Source organism: Ruegeria sp. AL11 (assembly GCF_056540865.1).
Map to the genome: position 1 here is coordinate 319,287 of NZ_JBQFXO010000001.1, position 11,776 is coordinate 331,062.

General features: G+C 60.1%; 14 protein-coding genes. 9 read left to right on the forward strand and 5 right to left on the reverse strand.

The features are described from left to right. The first annotated feature begins 8 nt into the window (after positions 1–8). Positions 9–1,286: a phosphopyruvate hydratase gene (gene eno / locus ACR0IP_RS01620; RefSeq protein WP_170764567.1), complete on the forward strand. Its 1,278-nt coding sequence runs from the start codon at positions 9–11 to the stop codon at positions 1,284–1,286. Between the two features lie 220 nt (positions 1,287–1,506). Next, complete coding sequence (locus ACR0IP_RS01625; RefSeq protein WP_170466505.1) at positions 1,507–1,677, forward strand: hypothetical protein; 171 nt, start codon at positions 1,507–1,509, stop codon at positions 1,675–1,677. On the opposite strand, the gene ACR0IP_RS01630 is transcribed toward ACR0IP_RS01625, so the two are convergent. The 3 genes from ACR0IP_RS01630 to mazG form a co-directional block, all read right to left on the reverse strand. Beyond that, positions 1,674–2,123: a GNAT family N-acetyltransferase gene (locus ACR0IP_RS01630; RefSeq protein WP_170688794.1), complete on the reverse strand. Its 450-nt coding sequence runs from the start codon at positions 2,121–2,123 to the stop codon at positions 1,674–1,676. The genes ACR0IP_RS01625 and ACR0IP_RS01630 overlap by 4 nt on opposite strands. Then, the gene (locus ACR0IP_RS01635; protein WP_480523423.1) at positions 2,120–3,058 is read right to left on the reverse strand and encodes a nucleoside hydrolase; all 939 of its coding nucleotides are present in this window, start codon (positions 3,056–3,058) and stop codon (positions 2,120–2,122) included. Before ACR0IP_RS01635 ends, ACR0IP_RS01630 begins: the two co-directional genes overlap by 4 nt. A gap of 63 nt (positions 3,059–3,121) precedes the next feature. Beyond that, positions 3,122–3,967 carry a nucleoside triphosphate pyrophosphohydrolase gene (gene mazG, locus ACR0IP_RS01640; RefSeq protein WP_480523856.1) on the reverse strand — a complete coding sequence of 282 codons (846 nt, stop codon included), beginning with the start codon at positions 3,965–3,967 and terminating at the stop codon, positions 3,122–3,124. A gap of 66 nt (positions 3,968–4,033) precedes the next feature. Here mazG and ACR0IP_RS01645 point away from each other — a divergent pair, with 66 nt between their 5' ends. The 4 genes from ACR0IP_RS01645 (at position 4,034) to ACR0IP_RS01660 (ending at position 7,687) form a co-directional block, all read left to right on the forward strand. After that, the gene (locus tag ACR0IP_RS01645; RefSeq protein WP_170373921.1) at positions 4,034–5,197 is read left to right on the forward strand and encodes a M20 aminoacylase family protein; all 1,164 of its coding nucleotides are present in this window, start codon (positions 4,034–4,036) and stop codon (positions 5,195–5,197) included. A gap of 11 nt (positions 5,198–5,208) precedes the next feature. After that, on the forward strand, positions 5,209–6,183 hold the full coding sequence (gene speB / locus ACR0IP_RS01650) for an agmatinase (RefSeq protein WP_480523425.1): 975 nt from the start codon (positions 5,209–5,211) through the stop codon (positions 6,181–6,183). 89 nt (positions 6,184–6,272) lie between these two features. Then, positions 6,273–7,220, forward strand: coding sequence for an agmatinase (speB, locus tag ACR0IP_RS01655; protein ID WP_480523427.1), 948 nt, complete (start codon positions 6,273–6,275; stop codon positions 7,218–7,220). Between the two features lie 65 nt (positions 7,221–7,285). Next, the gene (locus tag ACR0IP_RS01660; protein ID WP_480523429.1) at positions 7,286–7,687 is read left to right on the forward strand and encodes a DUF1499 domain-containing protein; all 402 of its coding nucleotides are present in this window, start codon (positions 7,286–7,288) and stop codon (positions 7,685–7,687) included. Positions 7,688–7,694: 7 nt separating this feature from the next. Here ACR0IP_RS01660 and ACR0IP_RS01665 read toward each other — a convergent pair whose 3' ends face one another. Continuing rightward, the gene (locus tag ACR0IP_RS01665) at positions 7,695–7,976 is read right to left on the reverse strand and encodes a hypothetical protein (RefSeq protein ID WP_170373917.1); all 282 of its coding nucleotides are present in this window, start codon (positions 7,974–7,976) and stop codon (positions 7,695–7,697) included. Positions 7,977–8,039: 63 nt separating this feature from the next. Between ACR0IP_RS01665 and prfA the strand changes: the two genes are divergently transcribed. The 3 genes from prfA (at position 8,040) to ACR0IP_RS01680 (ending at position 10,760) form a co-directional block, all read left to right on the forward strand. Further along, positions 8,040–9,095 carry a peptide chain release factor 1 gene (prfA, locus tag ACR0IP_RS01670; RefSeq protein ID WP_170688789.1) on the forward strand — a complete coding sequence of 352 codons (1,056 nt, stop codon included), beginning with the start codon at positions 8,040–8,042 and terminating at the stop codon, positions 9,093–9,095. Next, positions 9,092–9,937, forward strand: coding sequence for a peptide chain release factor N(5)-glutamine methyltransferase (gene prmC / locus ACR0IP_RS01675; protein WP_170638534.1), 846 nt, complete (start codon positions 9,092–9,094; stop codon positions 9,935–9,937). Before prfA ends, prmC begins: the two co-directional genes overlap by 4 nt. A 241-nt stretch (positions 9,938–10,178) precedes the next feature. Continuing rightward, positions 10,179–10,760: a DUF4167 domain-containing protein gene (locus ACR0IP_RS01680; protein ID WP_170373914.1), complete on the forward strand. Its 582-nt coding sequence runs from the start codon at positions 10,179–10,181 to the stop codon at positions 10,758–10,760. Between the two features lie 155 nt (positions 10,761–10,915). On the opposite strand, the gene rsmA is transcribed toward ACR0IP_RS01680, so the two are convergent. Next, a complete protein-coding gene (gene rsmA / locus ACR0IP_RS01685; protein ID WP_480523431.1) occupies positions 10,916–11,758 on the reverse strand; it encodes a 16S rRNA (adenine(1518)-N(6)/adenine(1519)-N(6))-dimethyltransferase RsmA in 843 nt (280 codons plus the stop codon). Between the last annotated feature and the right edge of the window lie 18 nt (positions 11,759–11,776).

The window sequence follows — 11,776 nt, forward strand, 5'->3', positions numbered from 1 at the left end:
CCGCCCTCATGAGTACCATCATCGACATTCACGCACGCGAAATCCTGGACAGTCGGGGCAACCCGACGGTCGAGGTCGACGTGATTCTGGAAGACGGCACAATGGGCCGCGCGGCCGTGCCCTCAGGTGCCTCCACCGGCGCCTATGAGGCGGTTGAAAAGCGCGACGGAGACAAGTCGCGCTACATGGGTAAGGGCGTTCTCGAGGCCGTCGCCGCCGTCAACGGCGAGATCGCTGAGGAATTGGTGGGTTTTGACGCGACCGAGCAGGTCGCTATCGACCAGGCGATGATCGAGCTGGACGGGACCGAGAACAAGGGTCGATTGGGCGCAAACGCTATTCTGGGTGTTTCGCTTGCGACGGCCAAGGCGGCTGCGGATTTCACCACGCAACCCTTGTATCGCTATGTCGGTGGTACCTCGGCCCGCGTCCTGCCGGTTCCGATGATGAACATCATCAACGGGGGCGAGCACGCCGACAACCCGATCGACATTCAGGAATTCATGATCATGCCGACCTCGGCCGCGAATATCCGCGAGGCGGTCCGCATGGGCTCCGAGGTGTTCCACACGCTTAAGCGCGAGCTGTCGGCTGCCGGTCTGGCCACCGGAGTGGGGGACGAAGGAGGCTTTGCCCCCAACATCGCGTCGACGCGCGAGGCATTGGATTTCATCCTGCAGGCGGTCGAAAAAGCGGGCTACAAGCCGGGTGAGGAAATTCACCTCGCGCTGGATTGCGCCGCGACCGAATACTTCAAGGACGGCAAATATGTGCTGGCGGGTGAGAATATCTCGCTGACCTCAGAGGAAAACGCCGAGTATCTGGCGACCTTGGTCAAAGACTATCCGATCATCTCGATCGAAGACGGCATGTCCGAAGACGACTGGGACGGCTGGAAAGCTCTGACCGACGCGATCGGTGACAAGGTTCAACTGGTCGGCGATGACCTGTTTGTGACCAACCCCGCACGTCTGGCTGAAGGGATCGAACGTGGCTGCGCCAACTCGATGCTGGTCAAGGTGAACCAAATCGGATCGCTGACAGAGACACTGCGTGCCGTCGATATGGCTCACCGCGCGCGTTACACCAACGTGATGTCACACCGCTCGGGTGAAACCGAAGATGCCACAATCGCCGACCTGGCCGTGGCGACCAATTGCGGACAGATCAAAACCGGCTCGCTGGCGCGTTCGGACCGGTTGGCCAAGTATAACCAACTGATCCGTATTGAAGAATCTCTGGGTGAAATTGCGGAATACGCGGGAGCATCGATCCTGAAACGGTGATTTCAAACCCTGTTCTGAGCACTGCTGGAGGCCCTCTTTCCCCGGAAAGAGGGCCTTTTTGATAGCAAAAGGACGGCTGCGACTGTTAATTCCTCTCGCTAGGAGAATTCGCCTTATTTGCAAGTATTTAGCGGGTTAACGGATGTTATGTGTGAACTTAATCACACAGCGCTCACGGTTTCGTGTTCTATACTGAAGTCATTACCGAAAGGAGCACACCATGACTGGTTCGAAATTCCTTCTCGTAGCGACAGTTCTCAGCACTGTATTTCTGGCGGCCTGTGCAGGGCCCGGGACCTATCCGATCACAGGGCAAAAGGTCTCCTCCGACGATCCGGTGCAGGAGATGTACTATAACCCGAATGTGGTTTTCCGGGGCGAGTCGCGCTAGAGCGCTTTGCTCATCAGCATATAGCGCTCGCGTGGTTTGAAGCCGGTGCGCAGATAAAGCTTCTGCGTCGCCTCATGCGTGCGGTCGACTTCAAGGTGCAGGGCGGTCAATCCGGCCTCAGCCAGGGCCTTGGGCAGTTCCAGCAAAACTTCGGTCGCGATGCCCCGTCCACGAACGGCGGGGCGGATGTAGATTTCGTCCACGAACCCATCCATGCCGCCGAATTCAACCGACCAGCCGAAGGTCAGGATGATATAGCCCAAAGGCGCGCGACCCGGGCCAATCAGGTAGATGCAGCCATGGGGGATGCCCTCAAGCAGAGGCATCAGCGCCTCGCGCCGTTGATCGGCGTCCTGTGCGATCCCCTGTTCGGCGTGGAACGCAGAGACAAGCCCCATCAGGCGATCCAGATCTTCAGGGTGAGCCAGTCTTAAAGCGGCGGTCATAGGCGGGCCAGCCTTTCCGTGAGAAGGGTGAAGAAACCTTGGGCGTCTACGTCGCCCATGAACATAGCATTCGGTTTTCGGTCTGTTACACTCCACCAGTCAGCGACTGTCATTCCCAGCGTCAATTCTGACTTGGTTTCGATCTCAACATTAATGTGGCGACCCGAGAACAGTTCTGGCTGAATCAAATAGGCGGTAACGCAGGGATCGTGCAATGGTGCGCCTTCCGAGCCGTACTTTTCCTTGTCAAAGCGCTCGAAGAAATCGGTCATTTCAGCAACTGCATGACCGACCTTACTATCCAGCGATCTGAATGCGTCATTGCGATGCGGTGTAACTAAAGCGTCATGGGTCACATCAAGAGGCATGACGACAATATTAGCGCCAGATTTAAACACGATTTCAGCAGCTTCCGGGTCGACATAAATGTTGAACTCCGCGGCTGGCGTGATGTTCCCGACCTCGAAATAGGCACCGCCCATCAGCACGATTTCCTGCACCCGGTCGACGATATCCGGGGCCTTCTGGAAGGCGGTCGCGATGTTCGTCAGCGGCCCCAGCGGGCAGAGCGTGACTGTCCCGGGTTCCTGCGTGCGCAGGGTTTCGATGATGAAATCAACCGCGTGGCCCTCGGTCAAAGGCATCTGTGGATCCGGTAGAACGGGACCGTCCAGCCCGGTTTTGCCGTGCACATGTTCAGCCGTGATAAGAGGGCGTTTAAGCGGCCGGTCGCATCCGGCATAGACCGGCACCTCGGTATGGCCCGCCAACTCACAGACAATACGCGCGTTCTTGGCGGTCAGTTCAAGCGGCACATTCCCGGCGACGGCAGTAATGCCCAGCACCTCGATCTCTTCGGGGCTGGCGAGCGCTAAAAGAATGGCGACGGCGTCGTCCTGGCCGGGGTCGGTGTCGATGATGATCTTGCGGGGCATTGGGGTCTCCGGGGGGCGTGAAGGTCGGACAGTCGCAAGTGTCTCGCGACTTGTCCACCTGATTCAGGCTCCAACTGGCGGGAGTTTGCCATTGGCGCGATGTTCCTCGGTCTTCACCTCATCCCATAGCGCGTCCATTTCGGCCAGATCGCTTTGCGCAGGGGTTTTGCCCCGCGCGGCCAGACGAGCCTCGACCTGCTCAAAGCGACGCGTAAACTTGGCGTTAGTGCGGCGCAGGGCAGCCTCGGGCTCGATCCCCAGATGGCGCCCGAGATTGACCATCACGAACAGCAGATCGCCGAATTCATCTTCGAGCGCGTCGGCGTCCTTGGCGTTGCGGGCCTCTTCCAACTCGGCGGCTTCCTCGGTGATCTTGGCGAGGACATGGCTGGCATCAGGCCAGTCAAAGCCCACACGCGCGGCTCGTTTCTGCAGCTTGTGCGCCCGCAGCAGGGCGGGCAGGTTGGCGGCCACACCGTCCAGCGCACCTTTCTGTTCTTTGCCCGCGCGTTCGGCAGCCTTGATGGCTTCCCAATCCTTGGTTTGCTGGTCGGCGGACTTTTCACGAGATTCGTCGCCGAACACATGCGGGTGACGGCTGACCATCTTGTCCGACATGGTGCGGACCACGTCCTGAAAGGTGAAATGCCCCGCTTCCTCAGCCATTTGCGCGTGGAAGACGGATTGGAAGAGAAGGTCGCCCAGCTCTCCCTTCAGCTCATCATAGGCCTGCCGTTCGATGGCGTCGGCGACCTCATAGGCTTCCTCGATTGTGTAGGGGGCGATGGTGGCGAAATCCTGTTCGATGTCCCACGGACACCCGCTTTGCGGGTCGCGCAAACGGCGCATGATTTCCAGCAGGCGCTCGATACCCGCATCGCTGTCATGGATCAGAGGATTTTCAGCCATTGCGAACCCTTTCGTTCCGGTGTCAGATGCATCCATTCCGCAGTCCCGATCAGGAGTCCACCCCAGATGCCCGTCGTCAACCGAATTGCCGATTTTGCCGCCGATATGGCCAAGTGGCGCCAGCACTTGCACACGATCCCTGAACTGGAGTTCGAATGCTACGAGACAGCCGCTTTCGTGGCCGAGCGTCTGCGGGAATTCGGTGTGGATGAGCTGCACGAAGGCATCGCCAAAACCGGGATGGTGGCGATCATCAATGGGCAGGGCGACGGCCCGACCATCGGGTTGCGGGCCGATATGGACGCGCTACCCATCCCCGAGGAGACGGGCGTTGAATATGCCTCGAAGAACCCCGGCAAGATGCATGCCTGCGGGCATGACGGGCACACAACGATGCTGTTGGGGGCTGCGCGCTATCTGGCCGAGACGCGGAATTTCGCGGGCCGCGTGGCGCTGATCTTTCAACCGGCCGAAGAAGAAGGCGGTGGCGCGGATGTGATGGTGCAGGAAGGCATCATGGACCGGTTCGACATCTCTCAGGTCTATGGCATTCACAATGATCCAGGAAACCCCGAGGGGGCTTTCTACACGACCGCTGGGCCTCTGATGGCTGCTGTGGATACGTTCGAGATCCACGTGCAAGGGCAGGGCGGTCACGGAGCATTGCCGCACCAGACCAAAGATCCGGTGATGGCGGCTTGCGGGATCGCACAGGCGATCCAGACAATTGTCAGCCGGAACCACTATGCGGTGCAGGATCTGGTGATTTCCGTCACGCAAATTCACGCCGGAACGGTGAACAATGTGATCCCGGACACGGCTTACCTGAACGGCACCGTTCGCACGTTTGATCCAACCGTTCAGAAGATGGTGATCGAGCGGATGGAGCAGATCGTGGCGGGGCAGGCGGCCTCATATGGGGTTGAGGCGAGGTTGAACTATCAGATTGGCTATCCGGCGACGATCAATGACGCCGAGAAAACGGCCTTTGCCGCGGATGTGGCGCGCGAGGTGTCAGGCGAGGACCGCGTTGTCGACAATATGGGCCGTGACATGGGGGCCGAGGATTTCTCATACATGCTGCAGGCACGTCCGGGGGCGTATCTGTTTCTGGGTCAGGGTGAGGGCGCCGGGCTGCACCACCCGAAATACAACTTCAACGATGAAGTCGCACCGGTCGGGGCCTCGTTCTTTGCCCGGATCGTGGAAAAGGCGCAGCCGCTGGGCTGAGGGGACAAGACATGGCACTGGAAGACGCAAAGCATCAGGTCGATGAGGCCTTTACCAACCCCGATCTCAAGGGCCTGTCCTATGAGAACACGTTCGGCGGCGCGACCTCGTTCCTACGGCGGCTTTACACCAAGGATCTGAAGGGCGTCGATATCGCTGTCACCGGCGTACCCTTTGACCAAGCGGTAACGAACCGCCCCGGCACAAGGCTGGGCCCCCGCGCGATCCGCGAAGCAAGCGCCCTGCAATCGCCCGACGCCCCCTATGGTTGGCCCTTTGACGCGCTGAGCGAGCTGGCGATCGTCGACTATGGCGATATGGCCTATGACTACGCCAATATCCCGGCCTTTCCGGACACGCTGACCGATCATATCCGCACGATTCTGGCGGCTGACGTGGCCTCGGTCACCTTGGGCGGAGATCACTATATCAGCTTTCCGATCCTGAAAGCTTATGCCGAGAAATACGGCCCGATATCCTTGCTGCAGTTCGATGCGCATACGGATACCTGGGCGGACGATGACATGTCCCGCGTCGATCACGGGACCATGTTTTACAAGGCCGTGAAATCGGGGATCGTGGACCCGAAACGCTCGGTTCAGGTTGGTATCCGTACCAGCAACGAGGACACGCTGGGCGTCAACATTATCGACGCGCGTGAAGTTTACGAATCCGGCCCCGCTGCCGTGGCGCAGAAGATCAAATCCATACTCGGCGACCGCCCCGTCTATCTGAGCTTCGATATCGACGGCCTGGATCCCGCCTTTGCGCCAGGGACCGGGACGCCAGTTTGGGGCGGTTTGTCCTCGATTCAGGCGCAAATCATTCTGCGCGACATCGCCGGGATCAACATCAAAGGCGGGGATGTGGTCGAGGTCTCTCCGCCCTATGACACCTCCGGGGCGACTGCAATTGCGGGCGCTCATGTGGCCACGCAGATCATCTGTCTGCTGGGGTGGAACCTGCTGATGGCCGAGAGAAAGTAAACAGGGATCAAAGCGCGTTAACCAATGCTTAGCCAAGTTTCCGGTATGTGCTGAGAAACGTGATCTGATGGGATGGGAACCAACCGCACATGACTGAATTTAATCAACCGATCAGCGGCAATGATCTGGCGCGGTTCTCCGGGCCGAACACGTTCATGCGGCTGCCGCAGGCGACCTCGCTGGCGGCGCTGGATGTGGCGCTGTTGGGGATACCGATGGATATCGGCACCTCGTGGCGGTCGGGAACGCGGTTTGGGCCCAAGCAAATCCGCAGCGAAAGCGCGATGATCCGGCCCTACAACATGGCTACATCGGCAGCCCCGTTCGATACGTTGCAGATTGCCGATATCGGCGATCTGGCGATCAATACGTTTTCGCTGTCGGAAAGCCTCAAGATCATCAAAGACAGCTATGACGGTATCCTTTCGCAGAATGTGATCCCGGTGGCGATGGGCGGTGATCACTCCATCACCCTGCCAATCCTGCGTGCGATTGCGGCGAAACACGGGCCGGTCGCCCTGGTGCATGTGGATGCCCATGCGGACGTAAACGACGAGATGTTTGGCGAACGTGAGACCCATGGCACCGTCTTCCGCCGCGCCTATGAGGAAAAGCTTATCGTCCCCGACAAGACCTTTCAGATCGGCATTCGGGGTTCGGGCTATGCCTCGACCGACTTTACCGAGGCGCAGGGCTGGGGCTTCCAGCAATTCCCCGCGTGGGAGTTGTGGCAGCAGAACCTCACGCAGATCGGCTCGCAAATCCGCAAGACGGTCGGCGATCACCCGGTCTATATCACCTATGACATCGACAGTCTGGATCCGGCCTACGCCCCCGGCACCGGCACGCCCGAGATCGGAGGGCTGACAACCCCACAAGCGCTGCAATTGATCCACGCGCTGCAAGGGGTGAATGTGGTGGGCTGCGATCTGGTCGAGGTCTCTCCGCCCTACGACCCGTCGGGGAACACGGCCCTTACGGCCGCCAATCTTCTGTTCGAAATTCTTTGCATCCTGCCCGGTGTGACGTCACGGTAGCTGACCGGGTTCGCCTTGAAACGGCACCTGTTCCGCATAGGGTTCAGGAAAAGGACAGAGACGGAATGAAACGCATGCTGATTTTGGGTGTTGTTGGTGTGGTGATCGCATTTGGAGCCTACATCCGGCTTGCGCCCTCCGATCCGGCGGACTGGCACATTGCCCCTCGGGCCGAGACCAACCAGGATCTGCAAGGTGGTGTACTGCGCGTGGTCGAAACAGGGCCAGAGGGGCTTGCGAGGCTGGATGCCATTGCTCGCAACGCGCCGCGCACAATCGTTTTGGCTGGATCGGTGAGTGAGGGGCAGATCACCTATATCACCCGCACCAAGATCATCGGCTTTCCCGACTACACCACGGTCCAGCAGGACGGAGACGTGCTGCGTATCCATGGCCGCTTGCGTTTTGGCCGCAAGGATTTCGGGGTTAACAAGGCCCGTGTTGATGGGTGGCTGGCGCAGATGTAGGCAGCGTTTAGGACGCGGATGTCTTGAGGGTCTGATCCAGATCGGGCCAGTCCAAATCTGACGACAAACACCCTTCCTGCACCTCACGCCACATTGGCACGTTCAACGACATCTGGCATTGCGCGGTGAAAATCCGGCCATCAACTTGCAGGCAGATCATTTGCCCTAACTCGATCCGCGAGCCTGACTTGTCGGTGCAATAGCAATCGCGAACCTTGCCATCTGGCCCAACATAGTCGGCCATGGCAGGCAGTGCGAACAGCGATAAAATGAAAACCAACCCCTTCATGCCGGGAACCTTAGCACAAGGCTGGCCCTTGACCAAAGCCCCAGATTAAGAGACACCCGCCGGATGATCCCCGAAGAACGCCTTGAGCAGATAACCCAGCGATTCCAATACCTCGAAGCCGCCATGGCCGATGGCGCCTCGGGCGGGGATATTGCGACCCTGGCAAAAGAGTATTCCGACCTCAAACCGGTGGTCGATCAAATCCTGTCCTGGCGTCAGCTGGTCTCGGATTTGGCTGAGGCCGAGGCGATGCTGGCGGACCCGGATATGAAGGAACTTGCTGAAGAGGAAATCCCCCAGCTTCAGTCCCGTATCCCCGAGGCCGAACATGCGCTGCAACTGGCGCTGCTGCCCAAGGACGCAGCGGATGCGCGACCGGCCATGCTGGAAATCCGTCCCGGCACCGGCGGGGATGAAGCGGCGTTGTTCGCTGGGGACCTGCTGCGCATGTACCAACGCTATGCCGAAGCACGGGGATGGCGGTTCGATATCATCGAAGAACAGGCCTCGGACCTTGGCGGCATCAAAGAGGTCGTCGCCCATATCAAAGGCGACAACGTGTTTGCGCGGATGAAATACGAATCCGGCGTGCATCGGGTGCAACGCGTGCCCGAAACCGAAAGCGGCGGACGGATTCACACCTCGGCTGCAACGGTCGCGGTTCTGCCCGAGGCTGAGGATGTTGACATCCAAATCGACGCCAATGACATTCGCATTGATACGATGCGGTCGTCCGGCGCCGGAGGGCAGCATGTGAACACTACCGACTCGGCCGTGCGGATTACCCACTTGCCGACCGGTCTTGTGGTGACCAGCTCCGAGAAGTCGCAACACCGCAACCGCGAGATCGCGATGCAGGTGCTGAAAACACGCCTCTATGATCTGGAACGTCAGCGGATCGACAGCGAACGCTCGGCGGATCGGGCCAGTCAGGTGGGCTCGGGCGATCGGTCTGAGCGGATACGGACCTACAACTTCCCGCAAGGCCGGATGACTGATCACCGCATCAACCTGACGCTCTACAAACTGGATCAGGTTATGCAGGGCGATCTGGATGAGGTGATCGATGCCCTGACTGCGGATGATCAGGCCCGGTTACTGGCCGAGATGGCGCAATGATAGCGGCCCTGACCGCCGCCAAGGCGATGGCTGCCGCAACAGCCCGCCTGCGCGCTGCTGGTGTCGATGACCCGGCCCGCGACGCGCGTGTCCTGTTGGCGCATGCGGCCCGAATTGAGGCTAGCCGCGTCACTCTGATCGCGCCCGAGGAATTGTCGCCTGACATCGCCGAACGCTATGAGCAACTGGTGTCGCTTCGCGCGATCCGGGTGCCTGTGTCGCATCTGCTGGGAGAACGGGAGTTCTACGGTCGCAATTTCCGCGTCAGCCGCGATGTGCTGGACCCGCGCCCGGAAACCGAAACGCTGATCGAAGCCGCGCTGAGCGAACCGTTTGACCATGTTCTGGACCTTGGGGTTGGCTCGGGCTGCATCCTGGTGACGCTGCTGGCCGAACGCGCCAGTGCTACGGGCCTGGGTGCAGATCTGAGCGAAGCGGCCTGTTTACAGGCCAGCGCCAACGCGGTTCAGCATAACGTACAGGACCGGGCCGAGATTTTGCGCTCGGATTGGTTCGAGCGGATTGAAGGGCAGTTTGATCTCATCGTCTCGAACCCGCCCTATATCGCGCTGTCAGAAATGCAGGACCTGTCGCCCGAAGTGCGCGAGCATGAACCTCGCATGGCTTTGACCGATGAAGGGGACGGGCTGGACGCCTATCGCAGGATCGCGGCGGGTGCACCTGATTTCTTGATGGCAGGCGGGCGCTTGCTGGTAGAAATCGGGCCGACACAGGCCAAGGACGTGTCGGCTTTGTTCGATGCCGCTGGCTTGTCGGATATCCGCGTCATCCCCGATCTGGACGGGCGAGACCGTGTTGTTTTGGGCAGAATCCCGGGTTGAACGCAGCGTTAGAGGCCGAAAAGCGCCGGTCTTTGTAAAAAAGCTGCGAAATATCCCAGAAACCTCTTGTCTGAGGCGGCAGGACATGTTTACTCAGGAATGGTCGGAGAGGTTGACGCTGCTTCAGCGCGCCCCTGACGCCAAGCCCAAAAAAGCCGATGACACGTTACGGGACAGGCCTCTGAGCAGCGTAAGGTACGGGTTGATCGGCAGCGAATTGATAAGGCTGACGTAAAGTAAGATGAGATCTTCCAAATCCCGCTCGCGGGCCAAAAATAACCGCAATCGTCCTTCTGGCGGCAACGTCGTCAACCGGGTGTTCGACAGCTCGGGCCCCGAGGGCAAGGTGCGTGGCACGCCGCAGCAGATCATTGACAAATACAACCAGCTTGCGCGCGACGCACAGCTGTCCAACGACCGTGTCGCGGCTGAGAACTTTCAGCAACACGCCGAACACTATCTGCGGATGCTGAGCGAAGCACAGCGCGAGATTGAAGCGCGCCGCGAAGAGCAGGAGCGCCAGAACCGCGAACGTCAGGCCGAACGCGATCGTGAACGCGCCGAGCGTCAGGAGCGTGAAGCCGCCCGTCAGGCCGACCCGGCCGAGGCGCCGCAGCCTGATGTGATGGATTTCAGCGCGCCCGAGCCTGCGCCGGAAAGCGGGTTGGTCGAAACCCCTGAGAGCAAAGACAAAGGTACTCAGGCCCCTGAGAAGAAGGAAAAGCCCGCGCGCAAACCGCGTGCGCCGCGCAAGCCCAAAGCTGCACCCGCGGCTGAGGACGCGCCAAAAACCGACGGGGACGCGCCCGAAGCGGCCGAGTAAGCCCTGCACGGATAAAAAGAAAGCCCCGGTTTTATCCGGGGCTTTTTTGTTGCGCCTAGATCGCTTTGCGTTTGATTGGAATCGAAATACGCTGCCTCTCCCTGCGGTCGTACGCGCATTTCGGTGGCTTTGCCTCAGCTAAAACGCAAAACGCTTTAGGTTTTTTTGACTTCGCGCGCGAGGGCACAAAAGGCCTCAAGCGGGACCTGTTCGGCCCGCTCGGTAGGCTTTATGCCGGCTGCGATCAGGCGGTCCTCGATATCAGGCGCCACACCTTTCAATGAGGCACGCAGCATTTTGCGGCGTTGATTGAATGCCGCGGCAACGACGCGGGAAAGGGTGCTGGCATCGGCTGGATAGCGCGGCTCCGGCAGGGCGGTCAGGTGAACCACCGCGCTGGAGACTTTGGGCGGCGGGGTGAACGCTCCGGGGGGCAGGGACATGGCGATGCGCGCCTCGGCCCGCCATTGGGCCAGAATCGCAAGTCGACCATAGGCTTTGCTTCCGGGTTGGGCGACGATGCGTTCGGCCACTTCGCGCTGGAACATGAGCGTCAGGCTTTGCCAGAAGGGCGGCCATTCCGGCGGGGTCAGCCAACGCACCAGCAGCTCGGTACCGACGTTATAGGGCAGGTTGGCCGCGACGCGGATGGGCGGGGTCAGGTGCTCCAGCGGGTTAATTTCTAGCGCATCGCCGTTGATCACCTCCAACTGGCCGGGATAGGCGGCGGCGATGTCGTTCAGGGCGGCGATGCAGCGGGTGTCTTTTTCCACCGCCACAATCTTGCGCGCGCCCTCAGAGAGCAGCCCTCGGGTCAGCCCTCCGGGACCGGGGCCGATTTCCAGAACGTCGCAGGTGCTGAGGTCTCCGGCCTGGCGCGCGATCTTGGCGGTCAGGTTCAGGTCCAGCAGAAAGTTCTGGCCCAGCGATTTGCGGGCGGATAGCTGGTGGGTCGCGATGACCTCACGCAGGGGGGGGAGGGTGTCGATAGCGCTCATGATCCGGTTACCGTGACG

Coding starts and splice junctions, on each gene's coding strand:
- ACR0IP_RS01625 (WP_170466505.1), top strand. CDS start 1,507: ATGACTGGTTCGAAATTCCTTCTCGTAGCGACAGTTCTCAGCACTGTA.
- ACR0IP_RS01645 (WP_170373921.1), top strand. CDS start 4,034: ATGCCCGTCGTCAACCGAATTGCCGATTTTGCCGCCGATATGGCCAAG.
- prfA (WP_170688789.1), top strand. CDS start 8,040: ATGATCCCCGAAGAACGCCTTGAGCAGATAACCCAGCGATTCCAATAC.
- eno (WP_170764567.1), top strand. CDS start 9: ATGAGTACCATCATCGACATTCACGCACGCGAAATCCTGGACAGTCGG.
- ACR0IP_RS01665 (WP_170373917.1), bottom strand. CDS start 7,976: ATGAAGGGGTTGGTTTTCATTTTATCGCTGTTCGCACTGCCTGCCATG.
- speB (WP_480523425.1), top strand. CDS start 5,209: ATGGCACTGGAAGACGCAAAGCATCAGGTCGATGAGGCCTTTACCAAC.
- mazG (WP_480523856.1), bottom strand. CDS start 3,967: ATGGCTGAAAATCCTCTGATCCATGACAGCGATGCGGGTATCGAGCGC.
- ACR0IP_RS01630 (WP_170688794.1), bottom strand. CDS start 2,123: ATGACCGCCGCTTTAAGACTGGCTCACCCTGAAGATCTGGATCGCCTG.
- prmC (WP_170638534.1), top strand. CDS start 9,092: ATGATAGCGGCCCTGACCGCCGCCAAGGCGATGGCTGCCGCAACAGCC.
- ACR0IP_RS01635 (WP_480523423.1), bottom strand. CDS start 3,058: ATGCCCCGCAAGATCATCATCGACACCGACCCCGGCCAGGACGACGCC.
- speB (WP_480523427.1), top strand. CDS start 6,273: ATGACTGAATTTAATCAACCGATCAGCGGCAATGATCTGGCGCGGTTC.
- ACR0IP_RS01680 (WP_170373914.1), top strand. CDS start 10,179: ATGAGATCTTCCAAATCCCGCTCGCGGGCCAAAAATAACCGCAATCGT.
- rsmA (WP_480523431.1), bottom strand. CDS start 11,758: ATGAGCGCTATCGACACCCTCCCCCCCCTGCGTGAGGTCATCGCGACC.
- ACR0IP_RS01660 (WP_480523429.1), top strand. CDS start 7,286: ATGAAACGCATGCTGATTTTGGGTGTTGTTGGTGTGGTGATCGCATTT.